The organism is Sphingobacterium puteale, assembly GCF_050986225.1.
Classification (GTDB): domain Bacteria; phylum Bacteroidota; class Bacteroidia; order Sphingobacteriales; family Sphingobacteriaceae; genus Sphingobacterium; species Sphingobacterium puteale.
Window position 1 is genome coordinate 2645255 of sequence record NZ_CP158959.1, and the last position, 19250, is coordinate 2664504.

The following is a 19250-nucleotide window of genomic DNA, read 5'->3' on the forward strand; positions in this document are numbered from 1 at the left end:
ATTAATATATTCGTTTTTGGATCAACTAAAACAATTTAACAACTCTTGTTGTTCCGCTGAATTCATTCATGATCGTTCAGGATTTAAATTCAATTCTATTGTGGGAAAAGCAAGAAACCAACATGTATAAACCAACTATGCGGAAGAGTTTACTGATAATGACGCTGAGCATGAGCTCAGTCCTTTATGCACAGCAGCGAAAAGAATGTGTACCCATTGGGCTCAGCTGTGAACATCTCCAAAATCCATTGGGTGTAGATAGGCCCAGTCCTCGTTTGAGCTGGCAGTTGGCTGATAAACGGCAGGGAGCAAAACAATCGGCTTATCAAATTATGGTAGATACAGATTCAATGGCATTGGTGAAAAATAAACCCGGTATATGGAATAGTGGCAAGCAGTTAAATTCTGACATGTTGATCCATTACAAGGGGAGGGCATTGAAACCGCAGACAAAGTATTTTTGGAAAGTCCTGGTCTGGGATAAAAATGGACGGCCAGGCACGTCTTCCATTGCTTCATTCGAAACCGGTATGATGGGGGTGGAGCACTGGAAAGGAAAATGGATCAGCGATAACCACAGTATCCATGAACAGCCTGCACCTTATTTCAGAAGAGCATTTAAAGCTGCCAAACCGATCAAATCGGCTCGTGCTTACATTGCTGTGGCGGGACTTTATGAGCTTTCCGTAAATGGCGAGAAAATCGGCGATCACAGGCTGGATCCGATGTATACCCGATTTGATAAACGTACTTTATACGTGGTGGAAGACGTCACCCGGCAACTTCAGCAGGGAGACAATGTCCTCGCCGTCGTCTTGGGAAATGGTTGGTATAATCATCAGCCTCTGGCGGTATGGGATTTTGACAAAGCCCCTTGGCGCGACCGCCCGACATTTTGTTTGGACCTGCGTATTGTCTATCAGGACGGCAGTGAGGAAACAATAAGCTCGGATCAAAGCTGGAAAACTGCTGCAGGACCTATCCGCTACAATAATATTTATACGGGCGAGCATTATGATGCGCGTCTGGAGATGCCGGGATGGGATATGCCGACCTTTGACGACAGCCAGTGGCATACTGTTCGGTATCGGAAGCCGCCTTCCACAAACATTACCTCACAACAGACGGTACCCATACGCCTCGTTAGATCGTATGAACCGAAATCAATGAAAAAGATCAATGACAGTACCTATGTCTTTGATATGGGGCAGAATATGGCTGGTCTGACAAAGATCAAGATGCGAGGGAAGGCCGGAACTGTGGTCAAGATCAAACATGGCGAACGATTGCATGCAAATGGACGCCTGGACCAGTCCAATATTGATGTTTATTATCATGGAAATAAAGAATTGGAACCCTTTCAAACCGATATTCTGACGCTAAGCGGTAAGAAGGAAGATGAATTTATGGCGAAATTTGGCTATAAAGGTTTCCGCTATGTCGAAGTGAGCTGCAGTGAACCGGTAGTGTTGGAGAAGTCGGCTGTTATGGCTTATTTTATGCATAGCGACGTGCGTCCAATTGGCCAGCTGAAAACCTCCTCTGCCCTGATCAATGGATTATGGGAAGCAACCAATAACGCCTACTTATCCAATTTGATGGGCTATCCCACGGACTGTCCGCAGCGGGAGAAAAATGGCTGGACAGGGGATGGTCACCTCGCCATTGAAACAGCTTATTATAATTTTGATGGCATCACGGTTTACGAGAAATGGATGGCAGATCATCGGGACGAGCAACAGGAAAATGGTGTGTTGCCGGATATCATTCCCACGGGGGGCTGGGGGTACGGTACGGCAAATGGCTTGGACTGGACAAGCACCATTGCTATTATTCCATGGCAGACCTATCTGTTTTACGGCGATGCAAGCCTATTGGCAGAATGTTATGACAATATAAAACGTTATGTGGATTACGTGGACGGAATCAGTCCAAGTGGACTGACCACCTTTGGTCGGGGGGATTGGGTACCGGTCAAATCGCAGTCCAATCTTGAACTTACCTCATCAGTGTACTTTTACGTGGATGCAAGGATACTGGCTTCCGCTGCAAAGATGTTTGGAAAAACAGCCGACCAGCAGAAATATGAACAATTAAGCCAAAAGATCAAAGATGCCATCAACGCCAAATTTTTGGATACTGAAAAGGGGATTTACAGCACGGGAACTCAGACCGAGCTAAGTGTACCTTTATATTGGGGGGTGGTGCCAGAAGCGATGAAAGCCAAAGTCGCCGCCAATCTAAATAGCAAGGTGGAAGAGACCAATTTTCATCTGGATGTAGGGGTGCTGGGGGCGAAAGCACTCCTGAATGCACTGAAGGAAAATGGTTATGACGAAACGGCCTATAAAGTCGCGGTACAGGATACCTATCCCTCCTGGGGATGGTGGATTGTCAATGGGGCGACTACCTTGCTCGAAAACTGGGATCTGAATGCCACGCGGGATATCTCTGACAATCACATGATGTTTGGTGAAATCGGAGGCTGGTTTTTCAAGTCCATCGGCGGCATTCTGCCGGATCCGGCGCAGGCTGGTTTTAAACATGTGCTATTAAAACCCATTTTTCCGAAGGAACTTAAGGAGTCTTCCATTACTTATAACTCGCCCTACGGAAAGATTGTGTCCAGCTGGAAATCGAACGGAAATAAGGTCGAATATCGGGTGGAGATACCGGCAAATGCCAGGGCAACCTTTTATCCGCCAGCAAATATCCGCAATGGTAAAGTAATCGAATTGGAGGCAGGGAGACATGACTTAAATTTGGAATTGAAATAGTGGTCTGGTAAACAGATTTTTGAATAATTTAAGAAATCAATAAATTATCGTTGTTGGTATATCGTTCCTTCGTCTTATTTTCGGATCTTATTCGGACAGTCTGCGTTATTGACCAAGGTTGAGGTATTGACCAGATGTGGACCAGTGATTTCCTGACCAACATCTAGCCAGAATCTGACTATACTCCGAATTTGGTGCGAAGAAAAGTGTGACTTAAATATGGAATAGCATATAAAACAATAAAGCCCATCAGATGATGGGCTTTATTGTACAAGCAAGGGGCGAAATGTCGAACTTTTTTCACGACTTGAAATCAATAAAAAAAATTTAAAAAAAAACATAATCACCTCATTTCTTAAGAAGAGGAATAAAAACATTGTGTTATTTAAACAAATTCAATTGCAGTTTATCGTCCATTTTGAAATTTTATAAAAAATGAATATCAAAACTTTATCCATTATTCTTTGTTAGCCGTAATTAGGTCGTCAAATTGACTAAACATTTCTCCTAAATCGGACCGCTTTTTGTAATTTGCTAACGTGTTTTCAAATATGGATATTATAAGATTTTCATTTTTCGGCATTTCAAAGATGTCAATAACATCATTAAATGCGAATTTAGCTTCATATGAGTTATAATAGTTCTTCAGATTTACAAGAATATTAGTAAATGCTTCATTCTCCCTCTCCTTGATGTCATCGTCAATCGGGATTACATCTAGTTCTCGACTATTATCTTTAAGCCGGGCAAGTTTATGAATAATCGATAATTCATCAACATTTTGCGTATTGAAAAAGCTTGAGATTACATCTAAAAAAGATGAAGTACGTGTTGAATAGTTGAAATTCGTTTCTGTTAAAGCAACAATATTTAAACTGATTGATTGAGGGTTAAGTTGAAAATTCATAACGGATAATCGATCAACTAATTTAAGGGGTGAGTAGATGTACCAATATCCTAATTCTTTATGCTCTCTCACCAACTCTTTCCTAAAAGTGTAAAATGCGCTATCCCATGTTATCAAAAAGGGTTCGTTAATATGGCCACTTTCAGGATTTAAATGATTCTCTTTTGATGATAAGTAGAGAATAGTTCTTAGATCATTTTCAGTCGCCTTGTATGATCTACTTTTTGATTGATATGCCAATGATATCTCATACTCTTTTTTTATCGATAAATAATTCGGATAATTCGGATGGTAGATAAGCTCAATATTTAATTGTTCCAAAATGTCTGAAATTTTATCTTCAGCCAATTTTAAGAAATCTCGCTCATTTAAAGAATAAAGATCAGCATCCAATAATTCCTCAATAAAATCAATGAATTCCATCCCTTCAGGCAATATTTCCGAATTATATAATTCAGAAAAAGTGTTATAAAATACATTTTTTGAGTTACCCAATTTGGTAATAAAGGGCAAGTTTAAAAACCTCTGCAGCTTGTATGCCTCGTACAAATGCCCAGCAACTTCTCCAACGTAATCATAAGAAGATATTAATTTGACCTTGTCTTTAAACTTACGGATCGTAGAGTACAATATTTTGACAGATTGCATTGCAATGTCAGTGAAATTTATTTTGCTATCGTAAAGAACGCAAATTAAGCGAATGAGTATTTGGGTATCAAGAAACACCAGTTGATTTTTATCATTAACATATTTTTCCAATTTATCTGAACTATACAGGTCATTGAATAAATAAGTTGACGAAAGTTTATTTAGAAATTCGTTGTCTTTACATATCTGAACTAATTCCTTCGTGATAATTTCGGACCTATCTTTAGGAACTCCTAACCTTGTAAAATATGATATTAAATCATTATATGTCTTCTTTATCGAAGCACTAAAAGAGTTGTTATTACTCTTTACTTCGTCTATATCAATTGTGTAATTCTCTTTGTATAGTTTATACAATAAATCAACAACTTCATTAGAATCGCATTCGATTTTATATTTTTGGAAAAAATCAATTAGAGTAAATTTAAATTCAGACTCTTGATTTTCCACTTTTTCAAATATAGTCTCGATTTCGGCTGATTTTTCGTCACTTAAACTGAATTTTTTTTTATCTGTTGGTGTTACTAAAAAACCTTTTCCTTTCAAATTATTAACCTCTTTTTCTAAAAACTCCTTAGATAAGGTGTTTTTTAAATGAGTATTGGTATAGGTAAAAATCTGGTCTAAAGTACTATTGGGGTTTGTGAATAAATAGGAGAAAACATAAGAGTTAATAAAATTCTTTTTTATTTCAATACTGTTATGGTCAAGTGTCAAAACATCAAATAGAATTTTCGTTTGTTTATCTGCAATATTAAATCTTTCGGGACCTTTATAGTTATGACTTTTATAAACAAGGTCAGCTATAATTGGATAATTTACAGATTCTTCCGATAAGATACGAGCATCTATAATATTTAAATTAACCTGATACTCAATTTCTGCCCTCAATATAAGTTGTAATCGTTTTTCCTTCGACAGATTTTGTGATAAATAGAAGTCAAGGTTTGACAAATAACCATATTCAATTGCATTCTTTTGGGCTTTTACTAGATCCTCTTCCAACTTTGCATCGATTCCTGTTTTCTGAACCGTTATTTGAATGTTTCGTTTAATTTCTTTATCGCCAATAAATATTTCAAGATCAAGGCCTCCATCATATGGTCCATCAATAATCCTAATATGCTGAGTGCCGTATTTTGCCTTTAAAAATCCTTTCACAAGTTCTCGGAAATTATCTACGGACAGGCTGTTAATTAAATTAGTAAGTTCTTGGTTCATACGTGTTTTTTTATTTATGGTTTCCTATAAGTAAACCTCAAGAGGCATTGAATTGGTGAAAATTTTAACATCAAATGTAAATATCTTAAATTTTATCCTGAATTTTACTTACTAACTTGTCCAGAAATCATATTCAGACCTTCTGTTGCCAAGAGGCTATGTTTATTAATGAGGTACTTTTCGATTTCACAGGCATTTTTTTTAGTCCGCCCAGCGGCACATACAACATGGTAAGAACCCGTTAAAATATTATCATTCCCGTTGGAGCCGTTTAACAATTCTTGTATTCTTGCCTCAATGCTTTCACCAAGCAATTTTGGAAATTTCCGTTGCGAATTACCTCTTACAGCTAACCGGGTATGTTCATTGAAACGTCTCATCCACCCCCTCTTGGTAATTCCATAATAGACAAATGTTTTATCAAAATTGATTTGCAGCGCATGAAGATAGACCATATAAGTGCCTTGTAACGGCGCGGCGCCTTTCACTACATATCTTAAAGGAATTTCAATTCTTTGTGGAATGTTCAACGTTGGGGAATGCAAATTAATATGCAATGTAGGTGGAAGATTGTCGTTGCCTTTGGACTTCATAACAGCAGCAGTTGTTAAGGGTTTGCCAGAAACATAATATTTATCAAAGCTAACAATGATTTGATTTCCAGATGTTATCAATGTGGATTCCAAGCCTTCATGATGGTTCTGGGTTACGATAGAATTGATTAGTCCATTTTGGTCATTTAACTTTATCAACAGCTGGTCAATGACCTCCATATCATTGTTATTCAGTGTTAGTCCTTTGCATAGATATCGGAAGTTTGACTCGCTTAAAAATTGGAAGTTCTTTTCGTTATTCATTATCTGTAAATCGTAATCACACTTTTTACTCATTAAATGCAATAAATTTTTTTCTTTAAATGAGCGTAATTCAAATTTATTTTTGAATTTAGTGATTTTTGTCCAATTCTTTTCTGCCTCTTATTATTAATTCTAGTTAAGTTATTCTTAATTCAAATCAAGTTAATAATGTGTATCTTGGTAGTACTTATTATTATAGCCATGGCAGATCCGAATAGCATTCTTGCAAAGAAAATATATGATAAGCTTTCCGAAGAAGGTTTATTATCTTCTGATATAGAAGAGGCAGGTTTCACCACTTTACTTAAAACTGGTAAAATACAGTTAAAAGACTGGGATAATTTTTTGGTAGCATCAGATAAACAGAACTCCAATGAAACTGCAGACGCTACAGATTAATGCTTTTCGGGGTGCAACAAAACCCCTGACTATTGAGTTCGATAGTCAGAAGCCTATTACAATGGTTTTTGGAGAAAATGGAAATGGTAAAAGCAGTATTTCTGACGCATTGATATGCCTTTGTACTGATTCCATAGGTTCATTAGCAGATAAATCTTCTGTAGATAAGAAATTTTTACGAGCATTGAATAGTGCAACGGAAGATGTTTCAATTTCCTTACAAACGACTTCCGGCATCTTTACAGCACAGCTTAATCCAAACGGAACAACATTTACAAAAACTCCGCCTGACGGATTGCCCCAAGTAAGACAACTGAGACGCAAGCAGGTAACTAAACTGCTGGATGCTGAACCAAGTGAAAGATATACAGAGTTGCAAGAGTATATTGATGTTGGCGAAATTCTAAAATGTGAAACGACACTCCGAGCACTAGAAAAAGAATTGAAGTTCGCTCTTAAAAGCCAGGGTGCTGTAGCAATGGAATCTGAAAAAGTGCTTTCTACAGTTTGGGAGAAAGAAGATAAACCTGGTTTAGGTTGGGAGCAATGGTCTGAGCAAGAAACGTCAAGGGATATTAATGAACTAAATCTGAAGCTTACAGATCTTAACGGATTTCTTGAAAATTGGAGGGCTGCTTATAGCGGAATAGAGATGTATAGGGCTGCCATATCAAGAGAGCGAGCCGCATCTAAATCACTCATCACGGCGCAGGAAGACTTGGAAAAATTTGTGAACGATAACCCTGACAGTAATATTTCCCTGATGCAGCTACTTACTGAAGCACAGAGGTATATTAAGCCTGTCCTGGATCTTAGGCATTGCCCTGTTTGTGGAAAAGATGCCGTCAGAGAAGAACTGGTTCAGCGGATCGATGAGCAAGTTAAAAACATGAAGCGGTTGAATGAGCTCAATCAAGCGTTTATCAATGCTCGAAACATTCATCAATCCGCCAAAACAAATCTGAATGAGGCTGAGATATTGTGCTTTGGTCTTTTCAATGCTTTCTGTATTGATCAACTGGAAACAGTAAAAAAATACATTCCTGAATCCACTGATTTGTTCTCGGGTTTTATTCCACTTACAGACCAATTGGATCAAACAGCTTATCTTAAAGAGCATTTACCCGCGTTTCTGGTTACGAATACGACTTTGGGGATTGATCAAAAAGTAATTGATGGGCAGGTTAAGCAACATAACAGCATTTCAACGCAGTACAATAGTCTTATAAATGCAAGAAATTCGGTAGGAATAATCAAAACAAAATTAGAGACTACACAAAAGGCTCTTGCTCTTGTTGAATCAACAAGAAAAGAATTTATTAATGAAGAGTTGAATTCAATTTCTGGTACGGTAGAAGCTCTTTATATGAAGATTCACCCCGCTGAATCAATTGGTAGCGTTGAAATGTCGTTGAACCTCAATTTCAAACATTCTATTGATATACACGCACGTTTTCAAGATTTGGATAAAATTACTCCGCAGTCTTTATACAGTGAATCCCACCTTGATACTCTTGGACTCTGTATATTTCTGGCTTTAGCAAAAAAATATCATGAACCAAATACAATTTTAATATTGGATGACGTCATGATGTCTGTGGATCATAGTCATCTGGAAAGAGTAATCCAAGTGCTTCACGAGGATTTAGGTGAGTTTGCACATATATTTATAACGACGCACTATCGCCCATGGAGAGAACTATATCGTCATGGTCGCGCTCCGGCCAGCAGAATACAATTTGTTGAATTGATGCCTTGGACTATAGAACGTGGAATTAGATTTTACAATGGCAAAGTTAACTTGGAAGAATTGAGGGACCATCTAAATTCAGAACAAATAGATAGACAAAAGCTTTGTAGTCTTTCCGGTGTAATCCTTGAAAGCATTTTTGATTTCCTTGCCGTAAAATATCAATGCAAGATGCCACGTAAACCCAAGAACGAATACGTACTTCGTGAACTAACAGACTGTCTCGACTCGAAGTTGCAAAAAGCTTTGGTCGTACAACAAGTTGCCGTGGATGAAACTGGAAAAATAATTGATAACCAAATAGAAAAACAAACGCAGCTCCAACCAATAATTCAAAATTTAAAAGGCTTGGCGATTATCAGGAATTGGGTTGGAGCACATTTTAATCCCGATGGGTTCAATATTTCTGATGCCGAGGTTTTTCAGTTTGCAGAACTTACACTCAAATTTGGAGAATTACTAACTTGTCCCACGGAAGGTGGTTTTCCTATAAAATCGACCTCTGGAATGTATCACGCTACAAGGTCTGGTAGAATTAGAATGCTACCTTTTACTCAACCACAATAGTTATAAGGAAAATTTTAATAACATGTTAACACAATAAACTCAACACTGGAAAATGGACAAGTACCAAAAAGCGAAATAGGACAAATAAAATCAGATTTTGTTAAGGGCTAATACTGGAAAAAATTAATACTAAACCATTAAAAAGAACCGATGAGTACACAATCTCTACTATTAAGAACCTTTAAGATTAATCATATTTAAAATTATAATGGCAGTTAAAAGTTTTGACTACACTACCCTAAAAAACATAGCAGAAGTAATATCTGTTATACTTTCTCATACCGAAATAACTCAAGAATTACAACTTGCAGGAATTAAGGAATCTAATCAGGGAACAAATAAGAAGGATAGGCTATTTTACGCAATGAAGGATCGTCAGCAGCAAGACGCATGTGGAAACAACATCCTTGCCTTTGTAAAAAAAGTTATAGATCCTCGAAGGTATATCAATAAAGAAATAGAATTTGAACAGCACCGATGTAACCTTAATTCAAAACTCCTATTTGAAGGAATAGAGATGAATAAATACGGTGAATTTGCAACTGTTAATAAAGTAAGAACTATTTCTGAGGCAAGGGAACGCTCACAGAAAATAAAACAAAAAATACATGGTATTGGGGTTCATCCTGACGCATTAAGATTCTGCGAAGTGGAATATTTACAAGAGAATTATTTTCATGCCATTCTTGAAATAACAAAAAGCGTTGCTGACAAGATGAGACAAAAAACTAATTATGTAAGTGATGGAAGTGACTTAGTAGACGAATGCTTCGCTCTCGGAAAGGAAAGGAAACCCATGTTGGCATTTAATTTACTAAGTACCCCCAGCGAAGAAAGTGAACATAAAGGATTCGCTAATTTAATGAAGGGTTTTTTTTCTATGTATCGTAATCCTAAAGCTCATAATCCAAAAATCAATGAAGAAACCCAATTGTCAGAGATGATGGAAGTCTTGGTTATTTCTAGTATAATTCATCGTAAACTTGACGCTTCGTACGTAACAGGATTTAAATAGTACAAGATATTTCATTTACTTTTTTTGAAAAAAAGTAGACCAATAAAGTGGCATATTATAAATTTAATAAAAGGCTCAAAATTAAATTGTTGCTTTTATTAATTTTGATGTCGTGAAGTCCGCTAAATAAATCACCTTTTTGCTTTAGCCGGACCGATATTTGACTCATTGTAAATTTGTAACGATCAAGCTTAGGTTTAACTTCCTTCCACTCCAAAGGCGTGCTAACAATAGGCTTGTGGTATGGCCTTACAGAATATGGAGCAGCAAGCGTATCTGCATAATCGTTTTGATTGGCGTCGATATATACTTTCCCTTTTCGATGGTTGATTGCTTCGCTTCTTGTACTGATGGCGGGTACAAGTTGATGAATCTCATCCGCTAGTAAATTCGCAATGATACGGGCCTGCTCGAAAGTAAAACCACTGCATGGAATATAAATGTGAAGGCCGGTTTTACCGGAAGTTTTGACAAAGCCTTTCAGTTTGTATTTATCAAAAACTTTCTTTGCAGCGATGGCAACCTGTATGGTTTGCTCAAAGCCCTGGTCTTCGTTTTTTTTAGTCACTGTTGGATCGAGGTCAAGCCAAATGTAGTCGGGCTTTTCAGGATGCTGAATGCGTGACGCCCAGGGATTAATATCAACACAACCCCAATTTACCATAGTAAGTAAGGTTTCCACATTATTGCAGACGAGGTAATCAATCTGATCTCTTTTACCAACTTTCTTAACCCGGCGCTGATTTTTAAAAACCTCCGCACAATCAGGTTGCCGGTTTTCCATGTCTTTGATAAATGTTGTGGGGCCACCAGCTGCAGTTAATTTCAAATTTAAAGATTGAGGTCGGTCTTTTAGGTATGTTAAGATATAGGAGGCGATTTTATTATAGTATAGAATTAAATCCCCTTTTGCTACACCCTTCCATAATTCCCGTCCAATATCATGCAGTTGAATGGTGCAATTCTTCATAGGAAAATCTGTTACTTCTGAACCTTCGAAGGATTCATCGACACGCTGCCAATTACTATCCTTATTCAATAACTTTTTTGGGGCTGATTCTCTTTTTGAATCCTTTCGGACCTTTGATGCTGATTTCTCTTTTGCAACTTCGGCCTCAATAGGAGCCGCTGATTTTGGGACTTCCCGAACTACTTGTTTAGGTTTTTTGTCGAGCCGGAATCCAAGAAAAGTTGCAGGTTTGCGAATCCTTCCTGTTTTTGTCCAGGTTGCAAATTCAAAATTTGCTACCAGCTGTGGTTTTACCCAGTGCATCTTCGCACCTTTAGTATCGAGTACTTTATTGACAAAGGGTGACTCATCAACTTCTATGGCCTGCAGCTTTTTTAAGATACCGGGCATTTCCTTATCTTTAAATCCGCCACCACTACGTCCGATCCAGGTAAACTTCCCATTTTCGTAAGCGCCAAACAAAAGGCTTTTAAATGATCTTGCCTTATCAGATTCGGCCCAGCCACCAATGACAAATTCCTGCCGTTTTCGCGTTGGAGTCTTAAGCCAATCATTTCCACGGTTACCTTCGATATATTGGCTATCTCTCTTTTTTGCCACAATACCTTCCAGGTTTAAATCAAGCATTTGCTGGTACAATGCTGGGCCATCGTCAAAACTTTCGCTGAATCGGAAAGTATCATTATCCTTCACCAACATTTTTAATAACTCCTTTCGTTCAGTGAGTGGAAAGCCCCTTAAATCCTGGCCGTCTAACCATAATAGATCGAATACGCAATAGCGGATCGGACTGTCATGCCCGTTGTAAAGCTGTAAGGCATCAAAATCCGGCTTTTCTTCCTGATTGAAGACAACTACTTCGCCATCTATAATGACGTCATGTTTTAGGCTCTTTAACGCCTTTTCTACCGGGGGGTACTTAGCCGTGTAATTAAGCCCGCTGCGGGAGTCCATGTGTACCTTTCCTTTCTCTACAAATGAAACGATCCGGTAACCATCCCATTTCACTTCATAGAGATAATCTTCACTATCCAACGGATCTTTCACTAGGGTACAAAGCATCGGGCTTATATGAGCGGGCATCTTTTTCATAACACGACTTTTCTGGTAAACATAAACCACTTGCCTTTAGTTGTCGAATATTAACTGTTTTGTTAATATCTCAAAACAATCAAACTGTATGTTCTGGCGCTTGTTCTATCAAAAAACCATTTTTATGACAGACAATAAAAATCAAAAGGACGCAAGGGACCGCAATCAGGTTGCCGGAGGCGAATCGTACGAAGTAGATTATATCGCAAAAGAACTTGGCGTATCGCGGCAGGAAGTCGAAGCGGCAATTGAGAAGGTCGGTAATAGCAGGGAAGAGATTACTGAATATCTAAAAAATAAAAAGAAATGATATGGCGGATAGAATCACATTTACAGGAATCCCGGTGACCAATAGCGAAGGAGTAGAAAAATATTTTGATTTCGAAGTTGGTGAGGAAGGAGAGCATGGCCAATATGCTCGCATTACTATGGACGGCTGTCAGCTGATTTTAGATGAAGACCTGGCCTATATCAAAGGTGATCTGCCGGAGCAATGGCATAAACCTGCCATCAGCAAATTGCTTTTTTTATTGGAGGTTGATCGTAACAGGGATGGCACTTTGAAATAGCGATAAATGAAAATAGCAACCTACAATGTGAACGGTATTAACGGGAGACTAAACGTATTGCTTCGCTGGCTAAGGGAAGAGTCCCCGGATATTGTTTGTTTGCAGGAATTAAAAGCGCCGCAGGAACGCTTTCCCTTAAAAGCTATTAATGACGCAGGTTATAACGCAGTCTGGCATGGAGAGAAAAGCTGGAACGGTGTAGCTGTCCTTTCTAAATTTGAAATCACCGAAGTAACAAGGGAGTTACCTGGCGATAAAGAGGATCGACATAGCCGGTATCTGGAGGTTATAGTCAACCAGATTCTAATTTGCTGTCTTTATCTGCCCAACGGTAATCCTTATCCAGGACCAAAGTTCGAGTACAAAATGGCGTGGATAAAGCGGTTAATGAAACGGACGAAAGCTCTTTTAAAAATGGAAGTGCCTATTATCCTTATAGGTGATTTCAATATTATTCCCACAGAACAGGATGTTTACAAGCCGGAAAAATATATTGAAAATGCACTGTTTAGAGTAGAAGCACGAAAAGCATTTAAACAATTGATCGGCCAGGGATGGCTCGATTCGATACGGACGCTTTTTAAAGACCAACAAGTTTATACCTTTTGGGATTACCTTAGGAATGCCTACGGTCGGAATGCCGGGCTCCGGTTGGATCATGTGCTCTTAAGTCCAATGGTTGCACCGTTATTATTGGAAGGAGGAATAAACAGACATGTTCGGGGCTGGGAAAAAGCCAGCGATCATGCGCCGGTCTGGATAGTATTGAAAGATAAAAAATAAATATGGTTGCTAGTAAGAAATCCAAAAATGAGCTGTTAAAGGAGGCTCGACTGCTGGAACTCGAAGGTAAAACTCCAGATGCCATTAAAATCTACAGTCAAGTTATAAGCAAAGACCCATTATTAGCTGGGCCATACAATCGCTTAATGATCCTTTATAGGAAGCTAAAAGATTATAAAAAAGAATTAGCAATTATTAAGCAGGCAATCGGTGCTTATGAACAAGACATAAAGAACGACCAACAAATCTGGAAGAAAGCAAACAGTAAATCAGCACGGCTCAGTCTCAGCCTTGCTAAGTCAATTGGTCTTCTAAACGACAAAGGCCTTCCAGTTTATGAAGATCCTCAAATCCTGTCCTGGAGAAAACGACTGGAAACGGTTCAGAAAAAAATTAAAACTGCTCCAAAACCACAAAAAAAGAAATCTGTAGCGCGTACAAAAAAGTAAAAGCAGGGTTTCTACCTGATTCCCCAAGGCTACTTGCAAAAATGTTCGAATATTTATAAATTAGTAAATATTTGAATATTAATGTAATGGGTAATTTACTCGGTAACGAAAAATTTGAAATAGAGGCTGATGGAGTCAAGATCATGGTATCGGAACATACTGTTCAGGATCAACAAGTATACCGCCTGATTTTTGACGATGAACGCGCGGCTTTGGTCATTACCAGAGCGGCAACCTGGCAGGGTAATTTGTGGACCAGCTTGCCGCAGGGAAGACAAAAGGAAGCTGAATTTTTTGGACAGATCGTTTCCGGATACCTGGATCGGAGGTAATTTGTGTTATTATAATGGACAGCGTGTCTCTCGGGCGGAGTTTATTCGTCTGATGGACCTTGAAAAAGCAGTGCTGAATTATGATTTTTTAGATCAAGACATTCATGATGGTTTTAGCTATGGAAATATTGCAGTATTAAAGCCAACCGCTGACAAATGTAATTTCGATATTGTACAAATGGAATGGGGCTTTATCCCGTACTATGTCAAAAACAGGGAAGATGTCAAGAAAATGCGTTTTGGTTACAAGGATGCATCCGGAAAGTGGCACCAGGCCTACACAACTCTTAATGCGAAAGGAGAGGAGCTGCTTTTGATAGATGAGAAAACCGGAAGAGAGAAGATGTTTCGCAAAGCTGCGCTGGAGCGGCGATGTCTTATCTTATCAAGCGAATTTTATGAATGGCGCCATATCTATCCATTGAACAAAAGGACTGGTCAGCTGCTGAAAACTGCCAATAAATATCCTTATCATATTGGGCTAAAAAACAAAGAGTATTTCTTCATTGCAGCTATTTGGCAGAACTGGACGGATAAGGAAACCGGCGAAACAGTTGATACCGTTGCCCTGGTCACAACGGAGGCCAATTCAGTAATGAAGCAAATTCACAACAGTAAGAACCGTATGCCTACGATGCTTCCCGATGAACTAGCCTGGGAATGGATGATGGGTGATTTATCTGAAGAGAGGATTACGGAGCTGGCAACTTATCAGATCAGTGCATCAGAAATGGAAGCTTACACCATTGAAAAAGATTTTAAAACGACCGGCACTCCAGGAAAAGCTTTTGTTTATGCTGAGGTTCCTGAGCTAGCCTATGAAGTTTGATAAAGCCGTGCGTCCTGCCACGGCTTTTACATCATATAGGAATCAATACTTGACGCAATTTCTGCTAACAACTCCTGATCGAGATCGGGCGGCTCTATCGGTTCAAGTCCATTACCTGTACCGGCGAACAGTATTTCCTTGCCTTCTACTTCTGTAGTAAACAAAAGGCTGTCAGCCTCGAAATGTGGTTTTATCAAATAATCGATACCCCTTACTGTAATTTCAAAATAATCCATTGGTTCTTTCTGAGTATAACCTTGATGGATTTCAATTTGTTTTAACGGCACTTTAAATTCAATATTTGCTTAGCGCTCTCTACTTGAAAACTTCCTGCTGTTCGGTGTAATAGGTAGTTCGTCCGCCGATTTTCGTTTGCAGGATTTCATTTCCTTTTTTATCCGTATAGGCGTTTTTTATATGAACCTTCATAAAGTCTCTAACCTCACCATTAATTATATCAGGTTGTTCTTGTAGTATCTGTTTTTCTGCACTTTCCAGTACGTATTTAATAGCTTTCGCAAGGTGTTGTACTTGTTTATCGGGAATCTTGTTAGCGATTGAAAGTGGCGATATTGCTGCTTCATAGAGGATCTCGTCAGCGTAGGCATTTCCAATACCTCCAATAACTTTCTGGTCCATCAGCAGAGTTTTGATTTTTGCTTTGCTTGATTTTAATAATTCAGAAAGCACTTTGGCTGTAAGTTTTGGAGAAAGAGCATCTATCCCCTCGGAAGGGCCAGGATTCAATTCAATATTGGCCATCTTCTGAAAGTCAGTAATCGCAAGGGTTTTACCGCCTTCGAATTTCATGGCTACCAATGTATACTTAGGGTTTTCATCTTCTGAATAGACCAGCTTGCCATGCAGCATTAAATGAAGCGATAAGACAGCTTCCTGCCCAAAGTCGAAATAGAGTCGTTTACCTTCGCGGTAAACTTTTATGAGCTTTTTGCCAATTAGCCCTTGAAGGGAGTTTTCGCTGACTTTTATTTTTTGTTTATTATGTATAGTAGCGTTTTCAATCGTTTTCCCTTTCAGCATTTTGGTCAGGTTGCTGCTGAAAGCCTGTAAATCCGGTAGCTCTGGCATATTTTATAGATTTGATTATTGTGTGCAATAGTGTCGCTCCAACAAGCTATGCTATTCGCTTTTTCCCTTTTTATCGTTCCCTTTTTCATTCTTAAAATGCTCTCTTGCTCTTTTCAGACCGGTCGCAATAGCAATCCCTTCTTCCATACCTTCCTCCAGCAATGCGTTTGCAATTTCTGTCGCCTTTCCCCGGATTTTCAAAGGCTGGTTTTTATAGGACGGCGGATAATCTCCATTGTACCAAGGCATAATTCCTCCTTTTCTCATAGAACAACAATAGGATATCGATAGTTTATTTAGCAAGTAAATACTTGTTTATAAATTTAGTCAACGGGCAATCCGTCTTAATTCATTGAGTAATCACTTTGCGAAAAGTAAGATTGATTCTCGGCTTCATAGGGAGCGATGATTTTGCTATTCTATGTTCCCAATACTTTTGTAAGTCACCTTTCATCAGTAATAGGCTACCATGCTGAAGTTTGAGAGAATAGCGCTTGCGGTGATCCTCTTTATTACGAAAATCAAAATCTCTTTCTTCTCCCAGGCTAAGCGAAGCGATCTCAGTTTTCAGGCCAGGAACGGTATCTTTATCAGCGTGCCACGCAACAGAATCGTTGCCGTCTCTGTATAAGTTGAGCAGGACGCCGTGGAACTCCATCCCGGTCCTCTGCACAATTAAATTTTTTAGCTCAAGTAACTCGTTTGTCCATGGCATGGGCCGGCGCTTATCGTTTTTTCGTATCGGCCGGTCCCCGAACCAGGCAGAAAGCCGGGGTGTGACGATCTCCTTTTCATACATCATAACAATGTTTTGTTGCCACGGTACAGTTTTTAACAGCGTACTTAAGTAATAATCACTTTCTTCCCTGGATAAGAAAGAAGGATGATAATCCATCAATTCTTGCGGAAGCAATAGGTGCTCTATGTCGTTAAATAGTTTCTGTTGCATCTTTCTTTTAAACTTTTCCCTTCAGATATTTTACGTCGTTACGAATCTCGTTGATCAGCACCTGAACCTGTGTAATTTCGCCATAAGGTTCCGGCATCTGTGTACTTTGGTAGCTATGGAATTGCCAAATTTCTAAAACGTCGAAAATCTCCACCGTATAAGGTTTATACTCCGGGTTCAGGGATTCAAGCGAAAGCGAATTTCCTTGAACAGTGACAAACTTGAACACAAAGTCCTGTGCTCCGTTCAAAATCAAAATACAGGCCGTTTGTGGCTTGATTTTGCGCCAGTCCTCAATGTAGCGACAAATGACCTTACTACCGGATGGAATCGGCAACATAGAGTCCCCTACGATGGGGAACATACGTAGTGTTGCATCGGGAAGCTCCGGCAGGCTGAATTTTGGAAGCGAAGCTATAAACGACGGATCAGTGTGTCCTGCTAAATACCCTGCCTTCGCTTTCACCGGTACGTATTCGAGATTTTGCTTATTATCTGGATTAATGGTTACCGCCAGTAGCCGTAACTTTTTACCCGAAACATATTCCACGTTGCCGGTTTCGAGTTTTCTCAAATCCGATTCATTCCAAGTGGAAAGATCTGATTTTAAAAGATCATCTACAGAAATCCGAAAATGCTCCGCAATCTTGATTACATCACATAGTGCCGGGTTTCCTGTCTGTCCGGTTTCAAACGCAGTCAGTTTACTTCTGGTAAATCCTAATAGTTTTGCCTGTTGCTCCTGACTGATTTTCCGCCTGATTCTCAGTAATTTTAAATTACTGTGGAAAAAAACTTTTGCGTCTTTCATTTTGTAATGCTATTATTAGTGACATTCATTTTGTTACTAATAGTGACAAATGTAGTAATTTTTTGTGATGATGGAAAGGCAAATAATTCATTGCGACCTGGATACCTTTTTCGTATCTGTCGAGCGACTTTTAAACAGCGACCTGGTTGGAAAGCCGGTGTTGATTGGCGGTAGCTCCGATCGTGGAGTTGTGGCTTCCTGCAGTTATGAAGCCAGAACCTATGGTATTCATTCCGCCATGCCGATGCGGCTAGCTCGGCAGCTATGTCCGGAAGCTATCCTGGTTCGGGGTGATCATGACTTGTATTCAAAATACTCCAATATCGTAACCGAGATAATAGAGCAGCGGGTGCCTTTGGTAGAAAAAGCAAGTATTGATGAGCATTATATCGACATGTCCGGTATGGATAAATTTTTTGGTACCTGGAAAATGACCCAGGAACTACGGCAACTCATCATGAAAGAAACCGGGCTACCCATTTCATTTGGTTTGTCGGCGAATAAAACCGTAAGTAAAATAGCAACCGGCGAAGCAAAGCCCTGCGGAGCAAAAAAAGTTGACCAAGGCACCGAAAAGCCATTTCTCGCCCCATTGTCGATCAGGAAAATACCCGGTATCGGAGAAAAGACGTATCCGACTTTAAGAAATATGGGTATTTCAAAAATCATCACCCTGCAGCAAATGGATGTATTTGCAATGAAACGTGTTATGGGTGACAATGGCGTTTCTATTTGGAAAAAGGCAAACGGACTGGACGACAGCCCTGTGGTTCCTTTTCATGAACAAAAGTCAATGTCAAAAGAAACGACCTTTCAGGCAGATACCATTGATATGACTGTGCTGCGTAAAACAATGCTTTCTATGGTCGATGAACTGGCCTTCGATCTACGAAAAGAAAATAAACTGACTTCCTGCATAACAGTAAAGATCAGGTACAGCAATTTTGATACCCATACTCAGCAAATGAAAATTCCATTTACGGCATCGGAGCGTGTGATCTCGGAAAAGGTGTTGGCCTTATTTCATAAGCTCTACAGCCGTCGGATGTTGATCCGCCTTATCGGTGTTAAGTTTAGCAATTTAATCCAAGGAAGCTATCAAGCAGATCTTTTTGACGATACGTTGGAGGACCTTAACTTGTCGCGCGCAATGGATCACATAAGAATACGTTATGGTTCAAATTCAATAATCAGAGGCTTTGCGCTACCAGAGAAGGGATAGAAAGGAGGGAGGGA

At 39.2% G+C, this 19250-nt stretch carries 19 protein-coding genes; 11 read left to right on the forward strand and 8 right to left on the reverse strand.

What is annotated here, in order from left to right; all coding sequences use genetic code 11:
- The first annotated feature begins 137 nt into the window (after positions 1 to 137).
- The gene (locus ABTV71_RS11035; RefSeq protein ID WP_433903211.1) at positions 138 to 2777 is read left to right on the forward strand and encodes a family 78 glycoside hydrolase catalytic domain; all 2640 of its coding nucleotides are present in this window, start codon (positions 138 to 140) and stop codon (positions 2775 to 2777) included.
- 457 nt (positions 2778 to 3234) lie between these two features.
- Here the strand turns inward: ABTV71_RS11035 and ABTV71_RS11040 are convergent, their stop codons facing one another.
- Positions 3235 to 5553, reverse strand: a complete 2319-nt coding sequence (locus tag ABTV71_RS11040) for a hypothetical protein (protein ID WP_433903212.1) — start codon at positions 5551 to 5553, stop codon at positions 3235 to 3237.
- Between the two features lie 104 nt (positions 5554 to 5657).
- Positions 5658 to 6326: a hypothetical protein gene (locus ABTV71_RS11045; protein WP_433903213.1), complete on the reverse strand. Its 669-nt coding sequence runs from the start codon at positions 6324 to 6326 to the stop codon at positions 5658 to 5660.
- A gap of 285 nt (positions 6327 to 6611) precedes the next feature.
- On the opposite strand from ABTV71_RS11045, the gene ABTV71_RS11050 reads away from it, so the two are divergent.
- The 3 genes from ABTV71_RS11050 to ABTV71_RS11060 all read left to right on the forward strand — a co-directional run bounded on the left by ABTV71_RS11050 (position 6612) and on the right by ABTV71_RS11060 (position 10141).
- The gene (locus ABTV71_RS11050; RefSeq protein WP_433903214.1) at positions 6612 to 6809 is read left to right on the forward strand and encodes a hypothetical protein; all 198 of its coding nucleotides are present in this window, start codon (positions 6612 to 6614) and stop codon (positions 6807 to 6809) included.
- Positions 6784 to 9126 carry an AAA family ATPase gene (locus ABTV71_RS11055; RefSeq protein ID WP_433903215.1) on the forward strand — a complete coding sequence of 781 codons (2343 nt, stop codon included), beginning with the start codon at positions 6784 to 6786 and terminating at the stop codon, positions 9124 to 9126. Before ABTV71_RS11050 ends, ABTV71_RS11055 begins: the two co-directional genes overlap by 26 nt.
- A gap of 208 nt (positions 9127 to 9334) precedes the next feature.
- The gene (locus ABTV71_RS11060) at positions 9335 to 10141 is read left to right on the forward strand and encodes a TIGR02391 family protein (RefSeq protein ID WP_433903216.1); all 807 of its coding nucleotides are present in this window, start codon (positions 9335 to 9337) and stop codon (positions 10139 to 10141) included.
- Positions 10142 to 10196: 55 nt separating this feature from the next.
- Here the strand turns inward: ABTV71_RS11060 and ligD are convergent, their stop codons facing one another.
- Positions 10197 to 12203 carry a DNA ligase D gene (gene ligD / locus ABTV71_RS11065; RefSeq protein ID WP_433903217.1) on the reverse strand — a complete coding sequence of 669 codons (2007 nt, stop codon included), beginning with the start codon at positions 12201 to 12203 and terminating at the stop codon, positions 10197 to 10199.
- A gap of 124 nt (positions 12204 to 12327) precedes the next feature.
- Here ligD and ABTV71_RS11070 point away from each other — a divergent pair, with 124 nt between their 5' ends.
- From ABTV71_RS11070 to ABTV71_RS11095, 6 genes are all read left to right on the forward strand, one after another.
- The gene (locus tag ABTV71_RS11070; protein ID WP_433903218.1) at positions 12328 to 12513 is read left to right on the forward strand and encodes a DUF3606 domain-containing protein; all 186 of its coding nucleotides are present in this window, start codon (positions 12328 to 12330) and stop codon (positions 12511 to 12513) included.
- A gap of 1 nt (position 12514) precedes the next feature.
- The gene (locus ABTV71_RS11075) at positions 12515 to 12772 is read left to right on the forward strand and encodes a hypothetical protein (RefSeq protein WP_433903219.1); all 258 of its coding nucleotides are present in this window, start codon (positions 12515 to 12517) and stop codon (positions 12770 to 12772) included.
- Between the two features lie 6 nt (positions 12773 to 12778).
- On the forward strand, positions 12779 to 13555 hold the full coding sequence (gene xth / locus ABTV71_RS11080) for an exodeoxyribonuclease III (protein WP_433903220.1): 777 nt from the start codon (positions 12779 to 12781) through the stop codon (positions 13553 to 13555).
- A 2-nt stretch (positions 13556 to 13557) separates the two neighbouring features.
- On the forward strand, positions 13558 to 14004 hold the full coding sequence (locus ABTV71_RS11085; protein WP_433903221.1) for a tetratricopeptide repeat protein: 447 nt from the start codon (positions 13558 to 13560) through the stop codon (positions 14002 to 14004).
- A gap of 86 nt (positions 14005 to 14090) precedes the next feature.
- Positions 14091 to 14336, forward strand: coding sequence for a hypothetical protein (locus tag ABTV71_RS11090; protein WP_433903222.1), 246 nt, complete (start codon positions 14091 to 14093; stop codon positions 14334 to 14336).
- The gene (locus ABTV71_RS11095; RefSeq protein WP_433903223.1) at positions 14299 to 15165 is read left to right on the forward strand and encodes an SOS response-associated peptidase; all 867 of its coding nucleotides are present in this window, start codon (positions 14299 to 14301) and stop codon (positions 15163 to 15165) included. Before ABTV71_RS11090 ends, ABTV71_RS11095 begins: the two co-directional genes overlap by 38 nt.
- A 26-nt stretch (positions 15166 to 15191) precedes the next feature.
- Here ABTV71_RS11095 and ABTV71_RS11100 read toward each other — a convergent pair whose 3' ends face one another.
- The 5 genes from ABTV71_RS11100 to ABTV71_RS11120 form a co-directional block, all read right to left on the reverse strand.
- Positions 15192 to 15452: a hypothetical protein gene (locus tag ABTV71_RS11100; RefSeq protein ID WP_433903224.1), complete on the reverse strand. Its 261-nt coding sequence runs from the start codon at positions 15450 to 15452 to the stop codon at positions 15192 to 15194.
- A 28-nt stretch (positions 15453 to 15480) separates the two neighbouring features.
- Positions 15481 to 16254: an Fpg/Nei family DNA glycosylase gene (locus ABTV71_RS11105; RefSeq protein ID WP_433903225.1), complete on the reverse strand. Its 774-nt coding sequence runs from the start codon at positions 16252 to 16254 to the stop codon at positions 15481 to 15483.
- A gap of 51 nt (positions 16255 to 16305) precedes the next feature.
- On the reverse strand, positions 16306 to 16521 hold the full coding sequence (locus tag ABTV71_RS11110) for a hypothetical protein (protein WP_433903226.1): 216 nt from the start codon (positions 16519 to 16521) through the stop codon (positions 16306 to 16308).
- A gap of 82 nt (positions 16522 to 16603) precedes the next feature.
- Positions 16604 to 17203, reverse strand: a complete 600-nt coding sequence (locus tag ABTV71_RS11115) for an alpha-ketoglutarate-dependent dioxygenase AlkB family protein (protein ID WP_433903227.1) — start codon at positions 17201 to 17203, stop codon at positions 16604 to 16606.
- Between the two features lie 7 nt (positions 17204 to 17210).
- Positions 17211 to 18014 carry an XRE family transcriptional regulator gene (locus ABTV71_RS11120; protein WP_433903228.1) on the reverse strand — a complete coding sequence of 268 codons (804 nt, stop codon included), beginning with the start codon at positions 18012 to 18014 and terminating at the stop codon, positions 17211 to 17213.
- 67 nt (positions 18015 to 18081) lie between these two features.
- Here ABTV71_RS11120 and dinB point away from each other — a divergent pair, with 67 nt between their 5' ends.
- Positions 18082 to 19236, forward strand: coding sequence for a DNA polymerase IV (dinB, locus tag ABTV71_RS11125; RefSeq protein WP_433903229.1), 1155 nt, complete (start codon positions 18082 to 18084; stop codon positions 19234 to 19236).
- Positions 19237 to 19250: the final 14 nt, after the last annotated feature.